The following is a 24,094-nucleotide window of genomic DNA, read 5'->3' as shown; positions in this document are numbered from 1 at the left end:
CCACGGCCCAGGCCGGATCACTGACCGGCTCCGTGACGGGGTGAGTCCATGCCCCTCCGCCTCGCCCGGGGACTTGTGAGCACCGCGGCAGGCATCCATGGCCCGCCACCGAACCTCAAATGTTGCTCTGAAGGTGCGGGCCGCTGGGTTCGGGGCCGGGCGTCGGGGCCATACCCCCGTCACGCCGGAACACGGGTGAGAGGGGGCGGGCGATGCAGCGACTGGGAACGGGGATCGGCTGGCGGCCGGAGATCGCGGACGCCGTGGAGCGGATGCCGGGCATCGACTGGGTCGAGGTCGTGGCGGAGAACGTGTGCCCCGGGCACCTCCCGGAGTCGCTGCGGCGTCTGCGCGAGCGCGGGGTGATCGTGGTTCCGCACGGTGTCGCGCTCGGCCTCGGCGGCGCCGACCGGCCCGACGAGGGGCGGCTGACCGCCCTCGCCGAGCGGGCGGAGGCGCTGGGCTCGCCGCTGGTCACCGAGCACATCGCGTTCGTCCGGGCGGGCGGCCCGCTGACCGCCTCCCCGCGTCTGGAGGCGGGCCACCTGCTGCCCGTGCCGCGCACCCGGGACGCCCTCGACGTGCTGTGCGAGAACGTCCGCATCGCCCAGGACGCGCTGCCGGTACCGCTCGCCGTGGAGAACATCGCCGCGCTGATCGCCTGGCCCGGCGAGGAGATGACCGAGGGGCAGTTCCTGTACGAGCTGGCCGACCGGACCGGCGTACGGCTGCTCATCGACGTGGCGAACCTGCACACCAACCACGTCAACCGGGCCGAGGACCCGGCCAAGGCGCTGGCCGAGCTGCCCCTGGAGGCCATCGCGTACGTCCATGTCGCGGGCGGCTTCGAGCGGGACGGCGTCTGGCACGACAGCCACGCCCACCCCGTACCGCGGCCGGTCCTCGACATCCTCACCGATCTCGCCTCCCGCGTGGACCCGCCCGGGGTGCTGCTGGAGCGGGACGAGAACTTCCCCGAACCGGGCGAGCTGGAGCGGGAGTTGGGGGCGATCCGGAGGGCCGTGGAGAAGGGTGCACAGGAGCGTGCGGCGGGGGCGGGCGCCTGGTCACCGGTGCTCCCGAAGAGCGCCGCGGCACCGGCGGCCGAGCCGTCCCCCGCCCGCCAGCGCCTCGCCCTCGCGCAGGCCGCGATGCTGTCCGCGCTGGTCGCCGGGACGCCGGTGCCGGAGGGGTTCGACCCGACGCGGATGCGGGTGCAGGCGCGGGCGCTCGCTTCCAAGCGGGCCGATGTGGTGGCCAAGGTCGCGCCCGAACTGCCGGAGATCCTCGGGGAGGGATACCGGGCCGCGTTCCTCGGGTACGCCCAGGGGCAGCCGATGACCGGGGGCTACCGGCAGGACGCGCTGGACTTCGCGGGGCACCTGCTGTTCACGGGACGGTTCCCGGACGCCGGAGTGCGCCGGGAGCTGCGGGAGTGGTGGCTGGAGCGGTCGGGCCCGGTGCCGCGGTCCCGGCGGCCGGTGGTGCGGGCCGCTCGGGCGGCGCGGCGGGTGCTGCTGCGGCGGGGGTGACGGTGTTGCTCAGTTCACGTCCGGATTAGGGTCATTCATAGCCTTATGCCGTACGGCAGTTGGAGGAAAGCCGCAGTAATATGCCAGTCCCGCACCCCTAGACGCACTGGCGTGCGGTGCCGCAACAGGAGGCACCATGCGACCGCGACCCCCCATCAAGGGCCGAGGCATATTCAGCGGCACCGGGATCATCATCTCGGGCCTGGCGGCGACACTCGTGGCGCTGGCCGTCCCGATCTGGTCGTACGCCGACCGGCCGGGCACGGCCGGCGCGAACGTACTGAGCGCGGACACGATCCTGACGCAGTACGGCCCGCTGTCCGTCCAGGACCGGGACTTCATCACCAAGGCCCGGCTGGCCGGGCTGTGGGAGCTGCCCGCCGGTCAGCTGGCGCAGGAGAAGGGCACCACCCCGGCCGTACGGACGGCCGGGCAGCACCTGGTCGACGGCCACACCTTCCTGGACCAGCGCGTCCGGGACGTCGCCGCCAAGCTGGGCGTGGCGCTGCCCAACGAGCCCAACGACCAGCAGAAGCAGTGGCTCGCCACCCTGAAGGCGGCGCAGGGGGAGGACTTCGACCGCGAGTTCGCCAACATCGTGCGGCTCGCGCACGGCAAGGTCTTCTCGCTGGTCGCCCAGGTGCGCGCCGGCACGCAGAACGCGCAGGTGCGCGCCCTCGCCGACGACGCCAACACGACCGTCCTGGACCACATCAAGGTCCTGGAGGCCACGGGGTACGTGGACTTCGCCGCGCTGGCCCGGGACCTGGCGGCGAGCGGCACACCCACTCCGGCCGGCTCCGCCCAGCCGAGTTTCGGCACCGGCTCCCCGATCCCGGTCACCCCGTCTCCGTCGCAGAACTACTCCCTCCCGCCCGCCGAATCCAGCCCTCCGCCGTCGATCAGTCCCTGACCTGTGGAGGAAACGGAACGTCATCTATCGGGAGCACCGCGTCCGGATCGTGAACAGGGCATGGAGATTTCCAGGCCACTGGCATAGAAACTTGTCATGTTCTGGGTCCTTCTGTTGCTGCCGGCCTGGGCCGTCGCCGGTACGGCGTGCACCCGGCTGTGCCTGGCCGCCGTACGCGCGGCGGCCGCCGACAGGGAAGACGCGACCGCGGGGCGAGGGCACGATCTGACGCTGTACGAGGCGGCGTTCCTCTCCGGCGGCCCCACGCGGGTCGCCGATCTGACCCTCGTCTCCATGGCGCGGCAGCGGCGGCTGCTGCTCGCGCACACCGGCTGGGCGACCGTGGTCGACCCGCGCGGGCGCGACGAGATGGAGCGGTCGGTGATAGGCGCCATCGGCCCGGAGGGGCAGTCCCGCATCGAGCCGGTGCGGTCGGCTGCGGCCGGCGCGGACGCCGTGCGCAGCCTGGCCGACGGCCTGGTGCGGGCGGGGCTCGCGGTGCCCGACGGGGCGCGTACGACCGTCGCGGCCGGCATCCGCCAGGTGCGGGCCGCCGCCCTGGCCGTGCTCGCGCTCGGCGCGACCGCGCTGCTGACGCCCGCCCGGACGGAGATGCCGCGCGGCCTGGTCGCCCTGTGGTTCGCGCTCCCCCTCACCCTCACCCTGAGCTGCCTGGCCATAGCCCGGGTCGAGGCGCACCCGTACTCGCGCTGGGCCTCCCCGGCCGGGCAGCGGCTGCTCGGGGCGCTGACCCGGCGGACGGGCGGTGCCGACGACGACCGGAGCTACCTCACCTCCGTCGCCGTACGCGGCATCCGCGCGATCGGCGAACCGGAGCTGCGCGCGGCCTTCGCGCACCGCGACCAGCCCTGGCGGGAGTGAGGACGCCACCCGGGGGCGCATAGGGGGCATTGGGGCCGACACCGGCCGCACGGTGCTTGCCTTCGCCAACAACCGAACGAAACATCCCTTTTGTCGTGGCGGTCCACCGCCGCCCCCACCGAAGGGATACGCGATGAGAGCTGCCGCCCTCTACTCGGCCGCCGGGTCCTTGCTTCTGACCACCCTGGCCGCCGCCCCCGCCGGCGGCACACCCGGCGTCCCGGACGCGATGGCGGAGCCGCGCGGCACCGCGGTGGCCGCCGCACGCGCGCGGGCGGCCGGCATCGACTTCGGCACGTGCCCCGCCGACCAGGAAGTGTCGGGCGGTATGCAGTGCGGCACGGTGACCGTCCCGCTGGACTACGCGCACCCCGACGGCAAGCAGATCAAGCTGACCGTCAGCCGGGTCCGGGCGACCCACAAGGACCCGCACAACAGCAAACGCAAGGTGCCCCGCCAGGGCGCCCTCGTCTTCAACCCGGGCGGCCCGGGCGCCTCCGGCATGCACTTCCCGCTGATCGGCCTGCTGCCCGAGTGGAAGCGCGTCGCGGCCGCCTACGACCTCATCGGCTACGCCCCGCGCGGGGTGGGGCGCTCGGCGCCGCTGTCCTGCCAGGACCCCGAGCACTTCCTCAGCGGGCCCGCGCAGTCGCCGACGCGTCCCTCGACGGCGTACAAGAAGCAGCGCATCGCCCGGGCGAAGGAGTACGCCCGCGGCTGCGGCCGACGGGCCGGCAACGCGCTCAGGTACTACAACTCGCTGAACAACGCCCGCGACCTGGACGTCCTGCGGGCCGCGCTGGACGAGGAGAAGCTGACGTTCATGGGCTCCTCGTACGGCACCTACTTCGGGGCGGTGTACGCGACGCTGTTCCCCTCGCACGTACGGCGAATGGTGCTGGACGCGGCGGTGAACCCGGACCCCGCACAGGTCTGGTACCGCAACAACCTCGACCAGTCGGCCGCGTTCGAGGGCCGCTGGGCGGACTTCCGGGAGTGGATCGCCCGGCACGACGACGTGTACGGGCTCGGCGACACGGCCGAGAAGGTGCGGCACAGCTACGAGACGGCACGGGCGCGGCTGGCCGCGAAGCCGGCGGGCGGGAAGGTCGGACCCGGGCAGTTGCAGAGCGCGTTCCTGTCGGCCGGGTACTACGACGACTACTGGCCGAGCCGTGCCGACGCGCTGTCGGCCTACCTGAGCGGTGACCCGGAGCCGCTGATCGAGATGGCCGCGCCGAATCCGGAGACGGCCGCCGAGGCGGAGAACGCGAGCGCGGTGTACACCGCCGTCGAGTGCAACGACGCGCCCTGGCCGACGGACTGGGCGGTGTGGGACCGCGACAACACGCGGCTCGCGCGCGTGGCACCCTTCGAGACCTGGGACAACGTGTGGATGAACCTGCCGTGCGCCTACTGGCCGGCGACCCGGCAGCAGCCCGTCGACGTGCGGACCGGGCCGGGTGAGCTGCCGCCGACGCTGATCCTGGCCGCCGAGCGGGACGCGGCGGCGCCGTACGGCGGGGCGCTGGAGATGCAGCGGCGGCTGGCGAACTCGGTGCTGGTGACCGAGCGGGACGCCGGCACGCACGGCGTCGCGGGCGGGGCGAATCCGTGCGTCAACGCCCACCTCGAGGCGTACCTGCTGCAGGGCAGTGTCCCGGTGCGGCGCGCGTCCTGCGCGCCGCACCCGGAGCCGAAGCCGGGGACGCCCCGCAAGCAGGCCCTGAAGGGCAAGTCCGACGGGGCCTGACCGTCCGCGGGGATCAGGCGAGGCCCGCGATCAGCTCGCCGATGTCCTTGCGGCGGCCTGTACCGCACCCCCCGGGGACAACCCCCGGACCCCCGGCCGCCCACAGGACACCGCGTCGATCAGGCCAGCCCCGCGATCAGCTCGCCGATGTCCTTGCGGCGGCCTGTGAAGAACGGGACCTCCTCGCGGACGTGCATACGGGCCTCGGAGGCGCGCAGGTGGCGCATGAGGTCGACGATGCGGTACAGCTCGTCGGCCTCGAAGGCCAGGATCCACTCGTAGTCGCCGAGGGAGAACGAGGCGACCGTGTTGGCGCGCACGTCCGGGTAGCCGCGGGCCATCTTGCCGTGGTCGGCGAGCATGCGGCGGCGGTCCTCGTCCGGCAGCAGGTACCAGTCGTAGGAGCGCACGAAGGGATAGACGCTGACGTAGTTCCGGGGCGTCTCGTCGGCGAGGAACGCCGGGATGTGCGAGCGGTTGAACTCGGCCGGGCGGTGCAGCGCCATGTTCGACCAGACCGGCTCCAGGGCGCGGCCCAGCTTCGTGCGGCGGAAGAGGTTGTACGCCTCCTGGAGCTGGTCGCTGGTCTCGGCGTGCCACCAGATCATCAGGTCGGCGTCGGCACGCAGGCCGGAGACGTCGTAGGTGCCGCGGATCGTCACGTCCTTGGCGGCGAGCTGGTCGAAGAGCTCCTGGACCTCGTCGGCGTAGCCCGCGCGGTCCTCGGGCAGCACGTCCTTCAGCCTGAAGACGGACCACAGGGTGTAGCGGATGACCTCGTTGAGGTCCTTGGCCAGCTTGCCCTTGTTCGGGATCCTGCCGGACTCGGGGGTGGGGGCGTCGTCACTCATGGTCCTCATTCTCCCGCTCCGCCGTGCAGGCTCTGCACCGGGTTCGCGGTGAGCTCCTCCACAGCGCGCAGGTCGCCGTGGATCTGGTCCACGGCCGCGTACGCGCTGGCGATGCAGGCCGGGATGCCGACGCCGTCGTACTGCGCGCCGCACACGGCGAGGCCGGGCAGCTTGGCGACGTGCTCGCGGATGCGGGCCACGCGCGCGTGGTGGCCGACGGGGTACTGGGGCAGGCCGTCGGTCCAGCGGGTGACGCGGGTCTCCACGGGGGTGGCGTCCAGGCCGGTGGCCTCGCGCAGGTCCCGCCGGGAGACGTCCACCAGGTCGGCGTCCTCGCGCCGGAGGATCTCCGTCTCGCCGTACCGCCCGACGGAGGTGCGCAGCACGACCACGTCCGGGTCCTCGTCGGCGACCCAACCCCACTTCTGGGAGGCGAAGGTGGAGGCCTTGATGGCGCGCCCGTCGACCGGCGGGACGAGAAATCCGCTGCCGTCCGGCAGGGCGGCCTCGGCGCGGCGGTAGGCGAGGGTGACCAGGGCCATGGAGGCGTACTCGACGGCGCGCAGCTCGGCGGCGGCCTCCGGGGACTCGGCGGCCAGCAGCCCGGCGGCGGCCGGGGCGGGGAGGGCGACGATCACGGCCTCGGCGTTCAGGACGCGGTCACCGGCGACGACGCGCCAAGCACCCGCGGTGTCTCTGCGCAGCTCCGTCACGGGAGCCCCCGTGACGATCTCGCCGCCCCGCTTCCGGACGGACTCCGCGACCGCGAGCGGCAGTTGGCCCACCCCGCCCTCGATGCCCATGAACACCGGGCCGGTCTGCCGGCCGGCGGCGGCCTTCGCCTGGATCTCGCGGACCGCCTCCGTCAGGGAGGTGTGGGTGCGGGCGGCCTGGAAGAGCTGGGGGACGGCCGAGCGCATCGAGATGCGGTAGGCGTCGCCCGCGTAGACCCCGCCGAGGAGGGGCTCGACGAGGCGGTCGACCACCTCGCGGCCGAGCCGCGCCGCCACGTACTCCCCCACCGCCACGTCGTCACCGACCTCCGTGCGGGGCAGGTCGGCGTCGCGTCCGATGCGGGCGAGGCCCTCGTCGGACAGGACGCCGGCCAGGGCGGCGGCGGTGCCGGGGACACCCATGACGTGGCCCTTGGGCATGGGGCGCAGCGCGCCCCGGGTCCAGACCGAGGCGGTCGCGGTGGCCGGCGGCCGGAGGCGGCCGGCGAGGCCCACCTCGCGCGCGAGGGCCACCGCCTCGGGGCGGCGCGCCAGCATCGACTCGGCGCCCAGGTCGACGCGCACGCCCGCGATCTCGCCGGGCAGCAGCTTGCCGCCGACCCGGTCCGAGGCCTCCAGCACGGTCACGCGCGCGCCGCGTCCCAGCAGCCGGTGGGCGGCGGCGAGCCCCGCGATACCGGCTCCGATGACGACGACGTGCCCCGTGCTCGTACGTGATCCGCTCATGGCTCCACCCTCTCAGACGCCACTGACAGCCGCGCCAGGGCCTGGTGGCCCCGACGCGACGTGATCGTGACCTCATCGGAACCGTCCACCCCCAACGTTCCGCCCCGTCCACGCGTCGAAGGAGCGTCAGTCGTCACGGCCCTCGGGGGGTACTCCCACATGCGCACACCACGATCCCTACGACCCGTTCAGGCCCTTGCCGGGATCCTGCTCGCCGCGTCCGTCGCCCTCGCCGGGTGCAGCGGCGCCGGCGACTCCGGCGGCGGCTCCTCCGACAGCAAGGCCGACGCGGGAAGCGCCGCCGTGCGGGAGGGCGCACCCGGCGGCAGGGCGCGGGGCGCCGACGCCACCGAGGCGCCGAAGCTCACGCCCGGCCGCATCATCCGCACCGCCTCCCTCACCGTGCAGGTCAAGGACGTACCGAAGGCGCTGGACGAGGCCCGCGCCACCGCCGAGAACGCGGGCGGCTACGTCGGCGACGAGACCATCAGCCGGGACTCCTCCGGTCACGAGCGCACCCGGGTCGTCCTGCGGGTGCCCACCGCCAGGTACGACGAGGTCCTCACGGACCTGGAGGGCGCGGGCAAGCTGGTCCACCGCACGGCCAAGGCGCAGGACGTCACCGACCAGGTCGTGGACGTCGACAGCCGTATCAAGTCGCAGCGGGCCAGCGTGGCCCGGGTCCGGGAGCTGATGGACCGGGCCGGCAAGCTCAGTGACGTGGTCACTCTGGAAGGGGAGTTGAGCAGCCGCGAGGCCGACCTGGAGGCGCTGCTCGCGCAGCAGGCGTCCCTCAAGGACCGCACCAGCCTGGCCACCATCACCCTGTCGCTGTCGCAGACGCCGGTGAAGAAGGCCGCGCACGACGACTCCGCCGGCTTCGCGGACGCCCTGGCGGGCGGCTGGCACGCCTTCGTCACCATGCTGCGCTGGATCGCCCTGGCCCTCGGCGCCGTGCTGCCGTTCGCCGTGCTTGCCGCACTACTGGTGCTGCTGTGGCTGCGGGTGGTGCGCCCCCGGCTGCCGCGCCCTGCCGCCGCCGCGCCCACGGCGACGGTGCCGGGGCCGCTGCCGACGGCCCGCCCGGTACCCGACCCGGCGGCGCCCCAGGGGCCCGGTGAGGGGAACCGGGAGGGCTGAGCGGGCCCGAAATGCCGCGTGCCCGTAGCGTGTTCGCATGAGCATGAGCGGTGGACGGGACGGGACGGAAAGACTGGTCGTGATCGGTGGCGACGCCGCGGGGATGTCCGCGGCGTCGCAGGCGCGCCGGCTGCGCGGCCCCGACGAGCTGGAGATCGTGGCCTTCGAGCGCGGCCACTTCACCTCCTTCTCGGCGTGCGGCATCCCGTACTGGGTGGGCGGCGACGTCCCGGAGCGGGACCGGCTGATCGCCCGCTCGCCCGAGGAGCACCGCGCGCGTGGGATCGAGGTGCGGCTGCGCACCGAGGTCACGGAGATCGACGCGGGCCGACGGCGGGTACGCGCGCGTGACGTCGACTCCGGCGCGGAGTCCTGGACGTCGTACGACAAACTCGTGATCGCCACCGGCGCCCGCCCGATCCGCCCGGAGATGCCGGGCGCGGAGGCTCCCGGGGTGCACGGCGTGCAGACCCTCGACGACGGGCAGGCCCTGCTGGACTCGCTGGCACGCACGCGTGGCCGTCGTGCGGTCGTCGTCGGCGCCGGGTACATCGGCGTGGAGATGGCCGAGGCGCTCATCAACCGCGGCTACCAGGTGACGGTCGTCAACCGCGGCAAGGAGCCCATGTCGACGCTCGATCCGGACATGGGCCGCCTGGTGCACCGGGCCATGGAGGGCCTGGGCATCACCATGGTCAACGACGCCCAGGTCACCAAGCTGCTCACCGGGGACGACGGCCGGGTGCGGGCGGTGGTCACCGAGGACGCCGAGTACCCGGCGGACGTGGTCGTGCTCGGCATCGGCGTCCGCCCGGAGACGTCCCTCGCGCGCGCGGCGGGCCTCCCGCTCGGCGGCCACGGCGGGCTGCTCACCGACCAGGCCATGCGGGTGCGCGGCCACGAGGACATCTGGGCCGGCGGCGACTGCGTGGAGGTCCTCGACCTGGTCTCCGGCCAGGAGCGGCACATCCCGCTCGGCACCCACGCCAACAAGCACGGCCAGGTCGTCGGCACGAACGTCGGCGGCGGTTACGCCACCTTCCCGGGCGTGGTCGGCACGGCCGTCAGCAAGGTGTGCGACCTCGAGATCGCCCGCACCGGCCTGCGCGAGAAGGACGCCCGCCGGGCCGGTCTGCGGTTCGAGACGGTCACCGTCGAGTCGACCAGCCGCGCGGGCTACTACCCCGGCGCCTCCCCCATGACGGTCAAGATGCTCGCCGAGCACCGCACGGGACGGCTGCTCGGCGTGCAGATCGTCGGCAGGGAGGGCGCGGGCAAGCGGGTCGACATCGCCGCGGTGGCCCTCACGGCAGGCATGACAGTGGAACAGATGACAGCGCTGGACCTGGGCTACGCCCCGCCGTTCTCACCGGTGTGGGACCCGGTGCTGGTGGCGGCGAGAAAGGCGACGGCCAAGGTGCGCGCGGGGGCTGCCTAGGCCGTTCCGCTGATCCTCGGCAGGGAGGTCACGCCCGCGCTGGACGTCACGCCCGCGCTGGACGTCATGGCCGCGGGCTGCTCCCCGGCCGGCTTCGCGTGCGCGGCGGACGGCCGGGTCGACCGCAGCCGGTGACTCACCGCCTCGTCGAGCGTCACGGGCCGCTGCATCTGGGCGGCCAGCCGTCCCGCGTCCTGGCCGAGTCGCGCGACGTCCTCCCAGGGAAGCCGTACGACAAGGGATATCTCCGCCTCGCCGTCGGGCGTGGCGTGCATCGGAGGAGTAACTCGGTCGTTCATCGCCTGATCCTCACGTCGGTTGAGGAGACATACGCGCAGCCGCCCGGCGGCGTTCACCGATTCGCGCGCCGCATCCCGGGCACTACTTCTGTGTGGTCATCCCCGTCCATGACGTGAACCCCGTGCGCCGCACCCCCTGGGTGACATACGCGCTCATCGCCGCGAACGTCCTAGTGTTCCTGTCCACGCCCGGAATAGCCGGTTCCGTCGCCGGGGGCAGCGACCTGGTCCAGCTGTGCCATCTCCAGGCCTTCCTGGACCACTACGCGGCCGTCCCCCGGGAACTGATCCACCAACAGATGCCACGGGTGGTCCCGACCGGTGACGTGGGCGTGGGCCCGCACGGCCCGGGCTGCGTGGTGAGCCCGCCGGGTTACGACAAGTCCCCGCCGCTGTCGGTCTTCACCGCGATGTTCCTGCACGGCAGCTGGCTGCACCTGCTGGGCAACATGCTGTTCCTGATGATCTTCGGCAACAACGTCGAGGACCGGATGGGCCACGTCCGGTACTTCCTCTTCTACGTCGTCTGCGGCTACGCGGCCGGGTACGGCTTCGCGCTGCTCAACGCCTCCTCCGGCGACCCGCTGATCGGCGCGTCCGGCGCGATCGCCGGGGTCCTGGGCGCCTACCTGGTGCTGTATCCGAAGGCCAGGGTGTGGGTGCTGGTGCCGTTCCTGGTCTTCCTGCCGCTGCGGCTGCCGGCCTGGCTGGTGCTGGGCTTCTGGTTCGGGCTGCAGGCGGTGTACTCCTCCGGGCACGGGGTGTCCGGCGCGGGCACGGTGGCGTACGCGGCGCACGTCGTCGGCTTCGTCGCGGGCATGGTGCTCGCGCTGCCGCTGCGCCCGGGCACCCCGCCCCCGCCGGAGCCGCGCGGCCTGCTGTTCGGCAGGCAGGCCCGGCCCCGGCACACCTGGTGAACCGGGGGATCAGCGGGCGGTCCGCGTGTGCACGTACTCCACCAGGCGGGTCAGCGCGTCCGGGTCGGTCGCGGGCAGGACACCGTGACCGAGGTTGAAGACGTGGCCCTCCAGGCCCGCGGCCGCGTCGAGGACCTCGCGGGTCTTGGCCTCGACGGCCTCCGTGGTGGAGAACAGCAGCGTCGGGTCGAGGTTGCCCTGGAGCGCCTTGCCGGGGCCGACGCGCCGGGCGGCCTCGTCCAGCGGGACGCGCCAGTCGACGCCGACGACGTCCGCGCCGGCCTCGCCCATGAGTTTCAGCAGCTCGCCGGTGCCGACTCCGAAGTGGATGCGGGGGACGCCGTACCCGGCGACCGCCTGGAAGACCTTCGCGGAGGCGGGCATCACCGAGCGCCGGTAGTCGGCGGGGGCCAGCGCGCCGACCCAGGAGTCGAACAGCTGGACGGCCGAGGCACCCGCCTCGATCTGCACCTTCAGGAAGGCGGCGGTGATGTCCGCGAGGCGGTCGAGCAGGTCGGCCCACAGCTCGGGGTCGCCGTACATCATCGCCTTGGCGTTCTCGTACGTGCGCGACGGGCCGCCCTCGACGAGGTAGCTCGCGAGGGTGAACGGCGCGCCCGCGAAACCGATGAGGGGCGTGCTGCCCAGCTCGCGGGTGAGCAGGCCGATCGCCTCGGTGACGTAGGAGACGTCCTCGGGGGTGAGGTCACGCAGCCGGGCGAGGTCGGCGCGGGTGCGGATGGGCTGCTCGACGACCGGGCCGACGCCGGGCTTGATGTCGAGGTCGAGACCGATGGCCTTCAGCGGTACGACGATGTCGCTGAAGTAGATCGCCGCGTCCACGTCGTGCCGGCGCACCGGCTGGAGCGTGATCTCGGTGACCAGCTCGGGCCGCATGCAGGACTCGAGCATCGGGATGCCCTCGCGGACCTTGCGGTACTCCGGCAGGGAGCGCCCGGCCTGCCGCATGAACCACACCGGGGTGTGCGGCACGGGTTCGCGCCTGCACGCCTTGAGGAAGGCGGAGTCGTACGTCGCGGACGGCCGCGTCGGCCGCTGGCCCGTGGAAGTCTCGTTGGCACTCACGGGGCAAGTCTCGCACGGCACCGGACGGAGCCCTGCCGGGGTGCGGCGACCGCGGCGCGGGGTGTCTGCCCTGCACGATGCCCCGGTTCCCCTTACTCTTCCCCGCATGGCTGCGGCTCAGGGACGACTGTCGGACGGCGCTGGCGGGATGGACGACGCGAAGGACACCGGGGAGGCGGACGGGCATACGGGCAGTGCGGCGCCGCCGGCCTTCCGGGCGGCGGTCGAGGCACTGCGGACCGCGCGGATGCGCCCGCAGGTCGAGGTGGAGCCGACGCCCGCCCCGCAGCGGCTCGCCCCGTTCTCGTACGCCCTGGAGGCCGCGGTCGTCGACGGTGACCAGGACCTGGCCGACGGCCGCCTGGTGCTGCTGCACGACCCGGCCGGGCACGACGCCTGGCGCGGCACCTTCCGGCTGGTGACGCTGGTGCGGGCGGAGCTGGAGCCGGAGATGGCGGCCGATCCGCTGCTGCCCGAGGTGTGCTGGTCGTGGCTGACCGGCGCCCTCCAGACGCGCGGCCTCGCGTACGGCGAGCCGAGCGGCACGGTCACGCGCGCGAGCTCGCACTACTTCGGCGGGCTGGCCGAGCGCCCCGCCGCCTCGCAGATCGAGATCCGCGCCTCCTGGACGCCCCGCGAGGGCCTGGGCGGGGTCCCGGACACCGCCGGCCACCTCGTCTCCTGGTGCGACCTGCTGGCCCAGGTCGCGGGCCTGCCGCCGGCCGCCCCCGGGGACGCGTCGGTGGTGACCCTGCCGCAGCGCAGGGGACCGCAGTCCCGCTGACTCCCCAGCCCCGCGGCCCCAGTCCCGCAGCCCCGTCAGCCCTGCCGACGGGGCTCTCGCGTCTACCCGGCAGTCCCGCGACTCACCCCTCGTTGACCATCTCTTTGTCGATACGGCCACTTTCCGAACCCGAATCGCATCCGCTCGAACCGACTCGATCTTCGGATGATCGATCGCGTGTCCGAATTGCACGGATTGTTACTCACCAGATCGTGATCACTCTCTAAAGGCGAGCGGGTTTGCTGCCGAAGACGACTGTGACCTTGAAAGCACGGTTCGTCCCGGCTTCATCCCCGCGAGCCGGCCCCGTCCCGCACCCCAGGAGGCCTGGTGTCCGTTCTCCTCGAGCAGCCCGCAAGCCTGGTCGCCTACCGCCCGAACAAGCCGACCGCCATGGTGGTCGTGGCCGATCCGCGCGTCCGCTCCACCGTCACCCGCCACCTGTGGGCGCTCGGTGTGCGCGATGTCATCGAGGCCTCGTCCATCGCGGAGGCTCGTCCCCGCATCGGCAACCCCCGCGACATCTGCGTCGCCGACGTCCACCTCCCCGACGGCTCCGGCCTGACCCTGCTGTCCGAGACCCGCGCCGCGGGCTGGCCCAACGGCCTGGCCCTGTCCGCCGCCGACGACATCGGCGCCGTGCGCAACGCCCTGGCCGGCGGGGTCAAGGGCTATGTCGTCACCGGCACCCGGACCAACATCGGGCTCCCCACCCGACCGGGCGCCGCCCCCATCGGCTCGGCCGCCGCCCGTATGCACCGCCGCCCCCCGGGTGCCCCGAGCCACCCGGGCGGCTACCGCGAGCTGTCCGGCCGCGAGGTCGAGGTGCTGCGACTGGTCGCCGAAGGCCAGTCGAACAAGGCGATCGGCGTCTCGATGGGCCTGTCCGCACTCACCGTCAAGAGCCACCTCGCCCGCATCGCCCGCAAGCTCGGCACGGGTGACCGGGCCGGGATGGTGGCGGTGGCGCTGCGGACGGGGATCATCCACTGACCCTGATCCCGTGACCTCCCTCCCGCTGCCCTCCTGCCGCTGACATTGATCCCGCCGACCCGCGTCCACCGGCCTCATGAGCGTTCACCCATGTGAACCAGAGCTTTCACCCGCCCGACCGGTTCCTGACTGGTTTACGACCCTCCGACGCCCGTCGACGGAACGTTCCGTCGACGGGCGCTGTCCACACACAGATACCCTTGACATGTGACCGACGCCCAAGAGACCGCAGCAGACATGCCACTGCGCACCACCGGAGGAACGCCTCCGGACGACGGCGGATCTTCTGCGACGGCGGCGCCGATCCCCTTGCTCGAGCCCCGCGAGGGCATTCCCCCGGTGATCGCCGACGACACCGCGCTGGCCGAGGTGGTCGCCGCCTTCGCCGGGGGCTCCGGCCCCGTCGCCGTCGACGCCGAGCGCGCCTCCGGCTACCGCTACGGCCAGCGCGCCTACCTGGTGCAGCTGCGCCGCGAGGGGGCCGGCACCGCACTGATCGACCCCGTCGCCTGCCCCGACCTGTCGGGCCTCGGCGAGGCGCTGTCCGACGCCGAATGGGTCCTGCACGCGGCCACCCAGGACCTGCCCTGCCTGCGTGAGATAGGCATGATCCCCAGCCGCCTGTTCGACACCGAGCTCGCCGGCCGGCTCGCCGGGTTCCCCCGGGTCGGCCTCGGCGCGATGGTCGAGGGCGTCCTGGGCTTCGTACTCGAAAAAGGCCACTCCGCCGTCGACTGGTCGACCCGGCCGCTGCCCGAGCCGTGGCTGAGGTACGCCGCGCTGGACGTCGAACTGCTCGTCGACCTGCGGGACGCGCTGGAGAAGGAGCTGGACCGGCAGGGCAAGCTGGAGTGGGCCCGGCAGGAGTTCGACGCGATCGTGGCCGCGCCGCCTGCGGAGCCGCGTAAGGATCCGTGGCGCCGGACGTCCGGCATGCACAAGGTGCGGCGGCGTCGGCAGCTCGCCGTGGTGCGGGAGCTGTGGCAGACCCGGGACCGGATCGCCCAGCGGCGGGACGTGTCGCCGGGCAAGGTGCTGAGCGACGCGGCGATCGTCGAGGCCGCGCTCGCCCTGCCGGCCAATGTGCACGCCCTCGCGGCGCTGAACGGGTTCGGGCACCGGATGGGGCGGCGGCAGCTGGAGCAGTGGCAGGCCGCGGTGGACCGTGCGAAGGCGCTCACGGACGGGCAGCTGCCGCAGCCGGGGCAGCCGGTTGTGGGGCCACCGCCGCCCCGCGCCTGGGCCGACAAGGACCCTGCCGCCGCGGCTCGCCTCTCGGCGGCTCGGGCGGCGGTGTCCTCGCTGGCCGAGCGGCTCAATATGCCCCAGGAGAACCTGATCGCTCCGGACACCGTGCGGCGGCTCTGCTGGGAGCCGCCGAAGGCCGTGGACGAGGAGACCGTGGGGGCGGCGCTCGCGGGGTTCGGTGCGCGGCCCTGGCAGGTCGAGCTGGTGACGCCGGTGCTGGTGGCCGCGCTGTCCGCCAAGGATGCCCAGTCGCCGTAGCGACTGGAAGCAACTCATCTCGTCGCCCCTCTCATGAAGCCGTTGCAGACGAACCTCTGCCGGCACAAGACGATCACCGTCGGGAGGATCACCAGCACCGTTCCCGCCGAGATCGTCTCCCGGTGCGCGCCGAAGGGGCCGCGGAAGCGGAACAGGGACGTCGAGATCACGCCAAGATCCTGGGACGGCATACAGAGGAAGGGGATGGAGATCGTTGCAGACGGTGATCCCCTTCACGATCACCACGGTCGCCGTCGCGGGCTTCAGGAGCGAGAAGATGATCTTCCGGTAGATCGGGGGTGGGGCGGCGGGATCCACGAGAGCGAGGACTTCCACGACACCTGCGACGAGCTGGGCCTGCTGGTCCGGCAGGACTTCCCGTTCGCCTGCGCGGCCCGCCCGGAAGAGCAGCCACTGCGCGGCGAGGTGGAGGCCGAGGCCCGGGAGAACGGCGTACGGCTGATGCCGCACCCGTCGCTGGTGCTGTGGAACGGCAACAACGAGAACCTGGCGATGAGCCATGACATGCACGGATTCGGCGCGGACGCGGCCCGCACGCTGTTCGGGGGGGATCACCGGCGAGGGGCCGGGATCCCATCGGTGCCCACGCCGGTACTGACTCCGCGGGGTTCGACGGCACCGCCACCGGTGTGACCTTCACCGCTTGGGCCAGCGGGACTGGGCAGCTACGTTACCCATAAGTAGCATGGGTCCTGAGCGCGCGCTCAGCGCATCGCAGCAGTGCCATCCCGCACCCTGGAGGAGAGCCATCGTGCCTCGTACCGTCAGGGACGTCGTCTTCGTAGACGGCGTCCGCACCCCGTTCGGCAAGGCGGGCCCGAAGGGCATCTACCACGAGACCCGCGCCGACGACCTCGTCGTGAAGGCGATCCGGGAGCTGCTGCGCCGCAACCCCGGGCTCGACCCGAAGAAGATCGACGAGGTCGCCATCGCCGCGACCACGCAGATCGGCGACCAGGGCCTGACGCTGGGCCGCACGGCCGGCATCCTCGCCGGTCTGCCCCAGTCGGTCCCCGGCTACTCCATCGACCGCATGTGCGCGGGCGCCCTGACCGCCGTGACGACCACGGCCGGCTCGATCGCCTTCGGCGCGTATGACGCCGTCATCGCCGGCGGCGTGGAGCACATGGGCCGCCATCCCATGGGCGAGGGCGTGGACCCGAACCCGCGGTTCGTCAGCGAGAAGCTGGTCGACGAGTCCGCCCTGTTCATGGGCATGACCGCCGAGAACCTGCACGACCGCTACCCGCAGATCACCAAGCTGCGCGCCGACGAGTACGCGGTGCGCTCCCAGGAGAAGGCCGCCAAGGCGTACGCCAACGGCAAGATCCAGGCCGACCTGGTCCCGATCTCGGTGCGCCGCACCAACCCGGAGAGCGGCGAGACGGGCTGGGGCCTGGTCACCGCCGACGAGCCGATGCGCCCGGGCACGACCCTGGAGAACCTCTCCGGTCTCAAGACCCCGTTCCGCGTCCACGGCCGGGTCACCGCCGGTAACGCGGCCGGTCTGAACGACGGCGCCACCGCCTCGATCATCGCCAGCGAGGACTTCGCCCGCGAGAACGACCTGCCGGTCAAGATGCGCCTGGTCTCCTACGCCTTCGCGGGCGTGGAGCCGGAGGTCATGGGCTACGGCCCGATCCCGGCGACGGAGAAGGCGCTCGCCAAGGCGGGCCTGTCGATAGAGGACATCAACCTCTTCGAGATCAACGAGGCCTTCGCCGTCCAGGTCCTGGCCTTCCTCGACCACTACGGCATCGCCGACGACGACGAGCGCGTCAACCAGTACGGCGGCGCCATCGCCTTCGGCCACCCGCTGGCCTCCTCCGGCGTCCGCCTGATGACGCAGCTGGCCCGCCAGTTCGAGGAGCAGCCGCACGTCCGCTACGGCCTGACCACCATGTGCGTCGGCTTCGGCATGGGCGCGACGGTCATCTGGGAGAACCCGCACTTCGAGGGGGACAAGTGAGCACCACCGCTGAGCTGTTGAAGGGTGCGGCCGAGCTGTTCCCGGACGAGGTCGTCACGCAGGCGCACGTACGCCACTTCGACCTGCCCCTGGGCGCGGGCAGGTTCGCCCTGATCACGCTGGACAACGGCTTCGACCACACCAAGCCGACCACCTTCGGCCCGGCCTCGCTGGCGAACCTCAACACCGCGATCGACCAGGTGGAGAAGGAGGCCGCGAACGGCGAGATCGCCGGCGTCGGCATCACCGGCAAGCCGTTCATCTTCGCGGTCGGCGCCGACCTCAAGGGCGTCGAGCTGCTGAAGAAGCACGACGACGCGCTCGCCATCGGCAAGGGCGGCCACGAGGTCTTCAAGCGGCTGTCGAAGCTGGCCGTGCCCACCTTCGCGTACTACAACGGCGCGGCGATGGGCGGCGGCGTCGAGGTCGGCCTGCACTGCACCTACCGCACGGTGTCCGCGGCCCTCCCGGCGTTCTCGCTCCCCGAGGTCTTCCTGGGCCTGGTCCCGGGCTGGGGCGGCTGCACGCTGCTGCCGAACCTGATCGGCGCCGACAGGGCCGTCTCGGTCATCATCGAGAACAGCCTCAACCAGAACAAGCAGCTCAAGGGCAAGCAGGTCTACGAGCTGGGGATCGCCGACGCCCTCTTCGAGGGCGCCGACTTCCTGGAGCAGTCGCTGATCTGGACGGCGTCCGTCCTCAAGGGCGAGATCGTCGTCGAGCGCCCGGTGATCGACCGCGGTGAGGCCTGGGACCAGGCCGTCGCCAAGGGCCGCTTCATCGCGGACAGCAAGGTGCACGGCGCGGCCCCGGCCGCCTACCGCGCCCTCGACATCATCGCCGGCGCCAAGAACGGCGACCTGCAGCAGGGCTACGACGCCGAGGACAAGGCGCTGGCCGACCTCATCATGGGCGGCGAACTGCGCGCGGGCATCTACGCCTTCAACCTGGTGCAGAAGCGCGGCAAGCGTCCCGCCGGTGCGCCGGACAAGAACCTGGCCCGTCCGGTCACCAAGGTCGGTGTCGTCGGCGCCGGCCTGATGGCCTCCCAGCTCGCGCTGCTCTTCCTGCGCCGCCTGGAGGTCCCGGTCGTCCTCACGGACATCGACCAGGAGCGCGTCGACAAGGGTGTGGGCTACGTCCACGCCGAGATCGACAAGCTCCTCGGCAAGGGCCGCATCGGCCAGGACAAGGCCAACCGCCTCAAGGCGCTGGTGACCGGCGTGCTGGACAAGGCCGAGGGCTTCGCGGACGCGGACTTCATCATCGAGGCCGTCTTCGAGGAGATCGGCGTCAAGCAGCAGGTTTTCGCGGAGGTCGAGGCGGTCGCCCCGGCGCACGCGATCCTCGCCACCAACACCTCGTCGCTGTCGGTGTCGGAGATGGCGTCGAAACTGCAGCACCCGGAGCGGGTCGTCGGCTTCCACTTCTTCAACCCGGTCGCGGTCCTCCCCCTCCTGGAGATCGTCCGCGGCGAGAAGACGGACGACGCCTCTCTGGCGACCGCGTTCGCGGTGGCCAAGAAGCTGAAGAAGACGGCGGTTCTGGTCAAGGACGCCCCGGCGTTCGTCGTGAACCGCATCCTGACCCGCTTCATGGGCGAGATCCAGAACGTCATCGACGAGGGCACGCCGGTGGAGGTCGCCGAGAAGGCGGTCGAGCCGCTGGGCCTGCCGATGTCGCCGCTGGTCCTCCTCGAGCTGGTCGGGCCGGCGATCGGGCTGCACGTGTCCGAGACCCTCAACCGGGCCTTCCCGGACCGCTTCACGGTCTCCCCGAACCTCGCCGCCGTCGTCAAGGCGGGCAAGCGCGGCTTCTACGTCTACGACAGCGGCAAGCCCGAGCTGGACCCGGAGGTCGCCGCGCTGCTGAAGCAGGGCGACACCGTCCTGACCGAGGAGCAGGTCCGCGCCCGCGTCCTGGACGCGGTGGCCCAGGAGATCGGGCTCATGCTCGACGAGGGCGTCGTCGCCGAGGCCCAGGACATCGACCTCTGCCTCATCACGGGCGCCGGCTGGCCCTTCCACCTGGGCGGCATCACGCCGTACCTGGACCGCGAGGGCGTGTCGGAGCGGGTGAACGGCAAGAAGTTCCTGGCTCCGGGCGTGGCGAGCGTTCCCGCGTAGGCGCTCCGCTGTGTACGCCGGTGCCCCGCACGCCAGTCGGTGTGCGGGGCACCGGCGTTGGTGGCCCCTGGGGGCTTTCGCCCCTCAGACCCCCGTGTCGGCCTGAACGGCCTCGTTCTCAAACGCCGGACGGGCTGGATGGTGCGGACCGGCATCCGAGGAGCAGCCCGCTCACACCTCCCGCCACGCCTCCAGCGCCAGCCCCGGTTCGTCCTTGCGTCGCGTCAGCAGGAGTTGGCCGGTCGACGGGGACAACGTTGCTGCGACGACCCGGTCGTCCGCGTCCACCGCGAGGGACACCAGCGCGTCGGCGGGAAGCTGCGGGCCCGATTCGGTCCACCACGCACCCGCCGACTCCTCCTGAGTGGGATACGCGGCGAAGGACACCCGCCCGCTCGCGGAACGCTGGGCCAGCAGCGTGCAGTCGTGGCCGTCGAGGTCGCAGCGGATCGCCGAGACCGGGCCGGGGCCGGCCGAGGGCAGCAGGGTGACGGGCTTGCCGCCGGGGCGCCAGGCGCACAGGTCGCCGGCGTCGTCGGTGTAGAAGAGGGTCGTGCTGTCGGGGGAGGTGGCCAGCGCGTACAGGGTGCCGGGGCGGACCGGGGCCTCCATCACCTCCTCCAGGACGGGCTGTCCGCCCCGCTCCTGCTGGGTCCAGTGCAGCAGGCCGCCGGGGACGGCCGCGTACAGCTCCACCCGTCCGGACTGCCCTGTGACCGCGGCGAGTTCCTCCTGGACGTCACGGCCCTTCAGGTCGCGCCAGGCCTCCCAGCCGCCCTTCTCCTTCTGGGCGAGCATGCCGACGCCGCCGCCCTTGTTGCGGACGAAGACATGAGCGCGCCCCTCGGCGTCGACCGCCACCGCGGGTGTGCCGGTGCGGTCGCCCTTCTTGTCGGGGTGCCCGACCGGGTTCCAGTCCAGGGCCGCGAGCAGGGGCCGGAAGTGCGTGGAGTGCACCAGGCCCGCCTCGCCGGGCGTGGTGGGCCGCCAGGAGACCAGATGGGCGTAACGATCCTGCCCCTGCCCGACCGCGAGCACCGGGTGCAGCTTCCGGTCTCCGCCCACCGGACGCGGCGCGTCCCAGGGGCCGCCGGGCCACCGCTCCGCCCGGCACAGGACGGCATCGCCCGACGGCAGGTAGACACTGAGCCGGCCGTCGCGGCCGCATGTCAGCCAGTCGCCGTTCACCGGTTCACTCTAAGCCGCGGCAGCACCCGGCCGCCGCCCGGCCCCTGGTCACAGCCGTTTGGCGCTGCGGAACAGCTCGGCGTAGAAGCCGTTGCCGTCGATGCGGGAGACACCGCCCGCGTCCCCCATCGTGGGGCCGTTCTGCTCCTTGCGGCTGGAGACGAAGACCTTGTGGCCCTCGGTGTCCAGCCCCAGGTAGAGGGCGACGTGGTCGATGTGGTCACCGGTGCGGTGGTCCATCTTGAAGAACAATAGGTCGCCCGGCTGGAGCAGGTCCGTGTTCTTCGGCCGGGTGTACCAGGGCGAGGGGCCCTGGAGCTTGATGATGTCGACGCCGGCCTTGGAGCGGGCCATGCCGTTGGCCGAGCGGGGCAGGCCGTCGCCGCTGGTGTTGCTGGCCATCAGCGGGTAGCGGGCGCGGTAGCCCCACACCATCCGCATGAAGCCGGAGCAGTCCAGCGCGCGATAGCGCTCCTTGCGCGGGTACAGCGTGGTGCCGTTGCGGAAGGTGTACGGGATGCCGAGGTAGTCGTAGAAGTCGTTCTGCTCCAGGCGGTCCACGCCGTCCGCCTTGTACGGGCCGAATATCGCGTCACCGGCGTACGGCACGCCCGCGGAGTCCTTCTTCACCGGCGCGCCCTGCACGTACTGGAAGGCGATCGCGAAGATGTCGTCCTCTTGGCTGCCGTAGTACTTCTTGAACCAGTCCTTGAACCACTGCTGGTTCTGGGCGCCCTTGACCCAGGGCTCCGGCATGAGGCGGACCCAGTCGTCGGTGACCACCTTGGTGCTGGTGTTGGCCGGTTCGCCGAAGGTCCGCGAGGGGCCCTTGAGGGTGGCGGTCCGGGCGCCGTCGGTGAAGGTGGCGATGACCGCGCCCTTGCCGTCGCGCAGTACCGAACGTGCCGGGTCGTTCAGCCGCTCCCAGGTCTGCTTGCCGGTCGCCTTGCCGGAGTTCTGCAGGGCGTTGTCGGTGACCGTCTGGGCGGCCGGGACCTTCGCCTGTTCGTCCTTGCGCAGTTCGTAGGTGAAGTACGCGCTGCCCGCGAGCAGGGACAGCACCGTCACCGTGTGGACGACGGGGCGGCCTTTGCGTTTCGGCATGGTGAGGGCTCCAGGATTGCGTCGGGAACGTGCGGGCTCAGGCGGACGGCAGAGCGCCCAGCAGGATGCCGGCGGTCAGCACCACATAAGTGGCGAGGGTGACCGATCCGACGGACAGCAGCGTCGCGCCCTTGGGCTGACGGACCAGCTGGTAGCCGATCAGGCCCGGGACGATGAACCCGAGCGTCTGGTTGGCGTACAGCAGCGGGAACTCCGTCTGCAGCACGATGATCACGGTGGCCTGGATGAGCACGCCGCTGAGCACGACGGCCGCGAACAGCCGCTTGCCGTACAGGATCACGAACTTCTGCATCAGCAGCGTGGCGAGGTACGTCAGCACGGTCACGCCGACCACCAGGGCGGCCCGTTGCAGGTCCTCGATGAGGGTGAGCGCGAGCCAGCCCGGCGTGATCATGCCGCCCGGCGACAGGTTGGTCGTCAGGTAGCACATCAGGGAGAACATCAGGCCCAGACCGATGCCGATCGCGGCGATCTCGGGGGTGAGGACGGAGGGGATCAACGCTGTTCTCCTGGGCTGTGCCACTGCTGACTGTCGTCGGCGGAGGGCTGGGGAGGAATGCGGGGCTCGAACAGCCCGCGGGGCGGGGCCTGTCCGGCCGGCGGGCCGGTGTCCGGGTGCGGCTGCGGCGCGGCGGAGGCGGGCTGGTCACCGTGGTGCTGCTGCGCCCAGGCGTCGTCCGGGTACGGCCGCCCGTATCCCCCCCGGCCCCCCGGCTCCTGGTCCGGGTACGGGTGCGCGGCGTCATGGTGCACGGGGGGCTGCGTGACGTACGGCTGCTGCGCGTAGCGCGACTCGTACGCCTCCGGGTACCCCTGGTAGGGGTCGATGCGGGGCGCGTACAGCTGAACGGTCTCGACGTGCTCGACCACGGCGGGCTCCGCCGCGGCGCGGCCGGCCGGGGCCGCGGCCACCGGCTCGTCGGCGCTCTCGTCCGGGGGGAGTTCGGCGAGGTGCTCCAGCAGGATCTCGCCCTGGCCGTGGATGTTGCCGATCGCGACCAGTGAGGAGTCCGGGCCGAGCGTCTGAAGCATCCGGGCCATGAACTCCTCCGGGTCACGCTTGTCGCCGCCGAGGTCGACGGCGCGCGAGCGGAACTCGGCGGGGATGGCGTCGATGGCGGACTTGGCCGGGTGGCCGATGACGAAGACGTGCTCGGGGTCGAGGTCGGGGATGATCTCGCCCATCTGACCGTTGCGTTCGACGCGGTCGGGGCGGCAGTTGATGACCACGTTGAGCGGGCGGTGGATGGCGCCGAGGTCGAGCAGCTGGTTGATGTTCATCAGCGTCGACTCGGGGTCGTTGGCCGCGAAGACATTGGCGAAACGCAGCTTCTTCCCCTCGGGCGTCAGGTAGCGCTCGACGGAGAGGACACCCGGGTCCGGCGGGGCCTCGTACATGCCCTTCAGAGCCGTCTCCCGGTCGACACCGAGGAGTTCGGCGACGGCCAGCGCGATGGCGACGTTCTCCTTGAAGGTGAACCAGCTGAAGCCGCGCAGTTCCTCGTCGCTGACCGTCTCCGGGTCGGCGTAGACGAGCCGGCAGTTCCGGGCGTCGGCCTCCTCCTGGAGGATGTGGAAGCGCTCCTTCTCCGCGGTGACGCAGATGCCGTCCTCCGGCATCGAGCGGCACAGCGACCGCGCCACGTCGTCCAGGGTGGGGCCCATCTCGGCGAGGTGGTCCTCGCGGACGTTGCACAGCACGCCGATCGTGGAGCGGATCAGCTTGGACTGGTTGATCTCCTGGAGGGCCGGCATGACGGCCATGCACTCGATGACGAGCGCGTCCGGCTGGTACGCGGCGGCGCGCCGCACGATGCCGATCTGCTCGACGACGTTGGCGATGCCGAACTTGCGGTAGACGGGCTCCTCGGTGGCGTCCGGGTGGATGAACCGGGCCGCGGTGCCGGTGGTCTTGGCGACGGTGACCAGCCCACCGCCGCGCAGGGCGCCCGCGCACAGCCGGGTGATGGACGACTTGCCGCGAATGCCGTTGATCAGGACCCGGGTGGGTATGTGGTCCAGGTTGGTGAAGTGCCGCCGCTGCTCCACGACGCCCGCGACGAGCAGGATCGCGCAGCACACCAGCAGCACGGTGTAGAGGAAGAGCACAG

The 24,094-nt window shown here is 72.1% G+C and carries 20 protein-coding genes and 2 pseudogenes; 13 read left to right on the top strand and 9 right to left on the bottom strand.

Annotation, left to right across the window (positions count from 1 at the left end; all coding sequences use genetic code 11):
* The first annotated feature begins 212 nt into the window (after window positions 1–212).
* The 4 genes from ACIBBH_RS22965 to ACIBBH_RS22950 all read left to right on the top strand — a co-directional run bounded on the left by ACIBBH_RS22965 (window position 213) and on the right by ACIBBH_RS22950 (window position 5,080).
* The gene (locus ACIBBH_RS22965; protein WP_399407395.1) at window positions 213–1,532 is read left to right on the top strand and encodes a DUF692 domain-containing protein; all 1,320 of its coding nucleotides are present in this window, start codon (window positions 213–215) and stop codon (window positions 1,530–1,532) included.
* 136 nt (window positions 1,533–1,668) lie between these two features.
* Window positions 1,669–2,445, top strand: a complete 777-nt coding sequence (locus tag ACIBBH_RS22960; protein ID WP_399407393.1) for a DUF4142 domain-containing protein — start codon at window positions 1,669–1,671, stop codon at window positions 2,443–2,445.
* Window positions 2,446–2,541: 96 nt separating this feature from the next.
* Window positions 2,542–3,327 (top strand): TIGR04222 domain-containing membrane protein, encoded by a 786-nt coding sequence (locus ACIBBH_RS22955; RefSeq protein WP_399407391.1) that lies wholly within the window; start codon window positions 2,542–2,544, stop codon window positions 3,325–3,327.
* A gap of 133 nt (window positions 3,328–3,460) precedes the next feature.
* Entirely contained in the window at window positions 3,461–5,080 is a 1,620-nt protein-coding gene (locus ACIBBH_RS22950) for an alpha/beta hydrolase (RefSeq protein WP_399407389.1), read from the top strand.
* Between the two features lie 119 nt (window positions 5,081–5,199).
* On the opposite strand, the gene hemQ is transcribed toward ACIBBH_RS22950, so the two are convergent.
* Together hemQ and hemG are read right to left on the bottom strand one after the other, a co-directional pair.
* Entirely contained in the window at window positions 5,200–5,931 is a 732-nt protein-coding gene (gene hemQ / locus ACIBBH_RS22945; protein ID WP_399407387.1) for a hydrogen peroxide-dependent heme synthase, read from the bottom strand.
* A gap of 5 nt (window positions 5,932–5,936) precedes the next feature.
* A complete protein-coding gene (gene hemG, locus ACIBBH_RS22940) occupies window positions 5,937–7,391 on the bottom strand; it encodes a protoporphyrinogen oxidase (protein WP_399407385.1) in 1,455 nt (484 codons plus the stop codon).
* A gap of 159 nt (window positions 7,392–7,550) precedes the next feature.
* Between hemG and ACIBBH_RS22935 the strand changes: the two genes are divergently transcribed.
* Both ACIBBH_RS22935 and ACIBBH_RS22930 read left to right on the top strand, forming a co-directional pair.
* Window positions 7,551–8,531, top strand: coding sequence for a DUF4349 domain-containing protein (locus ACIBBH_RS22935; protein ID WP_399407383.1), 981 nt, complete (start codon window positions 7,551–7,553; stop codon window positions 8,529–8,531).
* Window positions 8,532–8,568: 37 nt separating this feature from the next.
* On the top strand, window positions 8,569–9,969 hold the full coding sequence (locus ACIBBH_RS22930) for an FAD-dependent oxidoreductase (protein ID WP_399407381.1): 1,401 nt from the start codon (window positions 8,569–8,571) through the stop codon (window positions 9,967–9,969).
* Here ACIBBH_RS22930 and ACIBBH_RS22925 read toward each other — a convergent pair.
* The gene (locus tag ACIBBH_RS22925) at window positions 9,966–10,268 is read right to left on the bottom strand and encodes a hypothetical protein (protein ID WP_399407379.1); all 303 of its coding nucleotides are present in this window, start codon (window positions 10,266–10,268) and stop codon (window positions 9,966–9,968) included. The two genes, ACIBBH_RS22930 and ACIBBH_RS22925, sit on opposite strands and share 4 nt — an antisense overlap.
* 92 nt (window positions 10,269–10,360) lie before the next feature.
* On the opposite strand from ACIBBH_RS22925, the gene ACIBBH_RS22920 reads away from it, so the two are divergent.
* A complete protein-coding gene (locus ACIBBH_RS22920) occupies window positions 10,361–11,185 on the top strand; it encodes a rhomboid family intramembrane serine protease (protein ID WP_399407377.1) in 825 nt (274 codons plus the stop codon).
* 9 nt (window positions 11,186–11,194) lie between these two features.
* Here the strand turns inward: ACIBBH_RS22920 and hemE are convergent, their stop codons facing one another.
* Window positions 11,195–12,271 carry a uroporphyrinogen decarboxylase gene (hemE, locus tag ACIBBH_RS22915; RefSeq protein ID WP_399407375.1) on the bottom strand — a complete coding sequence of 359 codons (1,077 nt, stop codon included), beginning with the start codon at window positions 12,269–12,271 and terminating at the stop codon, window positions 11,195–11,197.
* A gap of 106 nt (window positions 12,272–12,377) precedes the next feature.
* Here hemE and ACIBBH_RS22910 point away from each other — a divergent pair, with 106 nt between their 5' ends.
* The 3 genes from ACIBBH_RS22910 (at window position 12,378) to ACIBBH_RS22900 (ending at window position 15,554) form a co-directional block, all read left to right on the top strand.
* A complete protein-coding gene (locus ACIBBH_RS22910; RefSeq protein ID WP_399407373.1) occupies window positions 12,378–13,055 on the top strand; it encodes a DUF3000 domain-containing protein in 678 nt (225 codons plus the stop codon).
* A gap of 330 nt (window positions 13,056–13,385) precedes the next feature.
* Entirely contained in the window at window positions 13,386–14,048 is a 663-nt protein-coding gene (locus ACIBBH_RS22905) for a response regulator transcription factor (protein WP_123973178.1), read from the top strand.
* Window positions 14,049–14,255: 207 nt separating this feature from the next.
* Window positions 14,256–15,554: a ribonuclease D gene (locus ACIBBH_RS22900; protein ID WP_399407371.1), complete on the top strand. Its 1,299-nt coding sequence runs from the start codon at window positions 14,256–14,258 to the stop codon at window positions 15,552–15,554.
* Window positions 15,555–15,568: 14 nt separating this feature from the next.
* Here the strand turns inward: ACIBBH_RS22900 and ACIBBH_RS22895 are convergent.
* Window positions 15,569–15,854, bottom strand: a pseudogene (locus tag ACIBBH_RS22895) (carbohydrate ABC transporter permease); the annotation flags it as partial.
* Here ACIBBH_RS22895 and ACIBBH_RS22890 point away from each other — a divergent pair.
* The 3 genes and pseudogenes from ACIBBH_RS22890 to ACIBBH_RS22880 all read left to right on the top strand — a co-directional run.
* Window positions 15,849–16,064 (top strand): annotated as a pseudogene (locus ACIBBH_RS22890) (hypothetical protein); the annotation flags it as partial. The pseudogenes ACIBBH_RS22895 and ACIBBH_RS22890 overlap by 6 nt on opposite strands.
* 262 nt (window positions 16,065–16,326) lie before the next feature.
* The gene (locus ACIBBH_RS22885) at window positions 16,327–17,544 is read left to right on the top strand and encodes a thiolase family protein (RefSeq protein ID WP_399407369.1); all 1,218 of its coding nucleotides are present in this window, start codon (window positions 16,327–16,329) and stop codon (window positions 17,542–17,544) included.
* Window positions 17,541–19,670 carry a 3-hydroxyacyl-CoA dehydrogenase NAD-binding domain-containing protein gene (locus ACIBBH_RS22880; protein ID WP_399407367.1) on the top strand — a complete coding sequence of 710 codons (2,130 nt, stop codon included), beginning with the start codon at window positions 17,541–17,543 and terminating at the stop codon, window positions 19,668–19,670. Before ACIBBH_RS22885 ends, ACIBBH_RS22880 begins: the two co-directional genes overlap by 4 nt.
* 171 nt (window positions 19,671–19,841) lie before the next feature.
* Here the strand turns inward: ACIBBH_RS22880 and ACIBBH_RS22875 are convergent, their stop codons facing one another.
* The 4 genes from ACIBBH_RS22875 to pgsB are packed head-to-tail and all read right to left on the bottom strand — an operon-like array spanning window position 19,842 to window position 24,092.
* Window positions 19,842–20,858, bottom strand: a complete 1,017-nt coding sequence (locus ACIBBH_RS22875) for a hypothetical protein (protein ID WP_399407365.1) — start codon at window positions 20,856–20,858, stop codon at window positions 19,842–19,844.
* Window positions 20,859–20,906: 48 nt separating this feature from the next.
* Window positions 20,907–21,962 carry an NlpC/P60 family protein gene (locus ACIBBH_RS22870; RefSeq protein WP_399407363.1) on the bottom strand — a complete coding sequence of 352 codons (1,056 nt, stop codon included), beginning with the start codon at window positions 21,960–21,962 and terminating at the stop codon, window positions 20,907–20,909.
* 37 nt (window positions 21,963–21,999) lie between these two features.
* On the bottom strand, window positions 22,000–22,482 hold the full coding sequence (locus ACIBBH_RS22865; RefSeq protein WP_399407361.1) for a poly-gamma-glutamate biosynthesis protein PgsC/CapC: 483 nt from the start codon (window positions 22,480–22,482) through the stop codon (window positions 22,000–22,002).
* Window positions 22,479–24,092 carry a poly-gamma-glutamate synthase PgsB gene (gene pgsB, locus ACIBBH_RS22860; RefSeq protein WP_399407359.1) on the bottom strand — a complete coding sequence of 538 codons (1,614 nt, stop codon included), beginning with the start codon at window positions 24,090–24,092 and terminating at the stop codon, window positions 22,479–22,481. Before pgsB ends, ACIBBH_RS22865 begins: the two co-directional genes overlap by 4 nt.
* Window positions 24,093–24,094 lie beyond the last annotated feature (2 nt).

The sequence above is a fragment of the Streptomyces sp. NPDC051636 genome (genome assembly GCF_044453765.1).
In the GTDB taxonomy this organism is placed as follows: domain Bacteria; phylum Actinomycetota; class Actinomycetes; order Streptomycetales; family Streptomycetaceae; genus Streptomyces.
The sequence above is the reverse complement of the archived record's forward strand: the minus strand, read 5'-3'. Positions and strand labels throughout refer to the sequence as shown.

Excerpts from the sequence above, each read along its gene's own strand:
- ACIBBH_RS22965 (WP_399407395.1), top strand. The coding sequence starts at position 213 with ATGCAGCGACTGGGAACGGGGATCGGCTGGCGGCCGGAGATCGCGGAC.
- ACIBBH_RS22960 (WP_399407393.1), top strand. The coding sequence starts at position 1,669 with ATGCGACCGCGACCCCCCATCAAGGGCCGAGGCATATTCAGCGGCACC.
- ACIBBH_RS22955 (WP_399407391.1), top strand. The coding sequence starts at position 2,542 with ATGTTCTGGGTCCTTCTGTTGCTGCCGGCCTGGGCCGTCGCCGGTACG.
- ACIBBH_RS22950 (WP_399407389.1), top strand. The coding sequence starts at position 3,461 with ATGAGAGCTGCCGCCCTCTACTCGGCCGCCGGGTCCTTGCTTCTGACC.
- hemQ (WP_399407387.1), bottom strand. The coding sequence starts at position 5,931 with ATGAGTGACGACGCCCCCACCCCCGAGTCCGGCAGGATCCCGAACAAG.
- hemG (WP_399407385.1), bottom strand. The coding sequence starts at position 7,391 with ATGAGCGGATCACGTACGAGCACGGGGCACGTCGTCGTCATCGGAGCC.
- ACIBBH_RS22935 (WP_399407383.1), top strand. The coding sequence starts at position 7,551 with ATGCGCACACCACGATCCCTACGACCCGTTCAGGCCCTTGCCGGGATC.
- ACIBBH_RS22930 (WP_399407381.1), top strand. The coding sequence starts at position 8,569 with ATGAGCATGAGCGGTGGACGGGACGGGACGGAAAGACTGGTCGTGATC.
- ACIBBH_RS22925 (WP_399407379.1), bottom strand. The coding sequence starts at position 10,268 with ATGAACGACCGAGTTACTCCTCCGATGCACGCCACGCCCGACGGCGAG.
- ACIBBH_RS22910 (WP_399407373.1), top strand. The coding sequence starts at position 12,378 with ATGGCTGCGGCTCAGGGACGACTGTCGGACGGCGCTGGCGGGATGGAC.
- ACIBBH_RS22870 (WP_399407363.1), bottom strand. The coding sequence starts at position 21,962 with ATGCCGAAACGCAAAGGCCGCCCCGTCGTCCACACGGTGACGGTGCTG.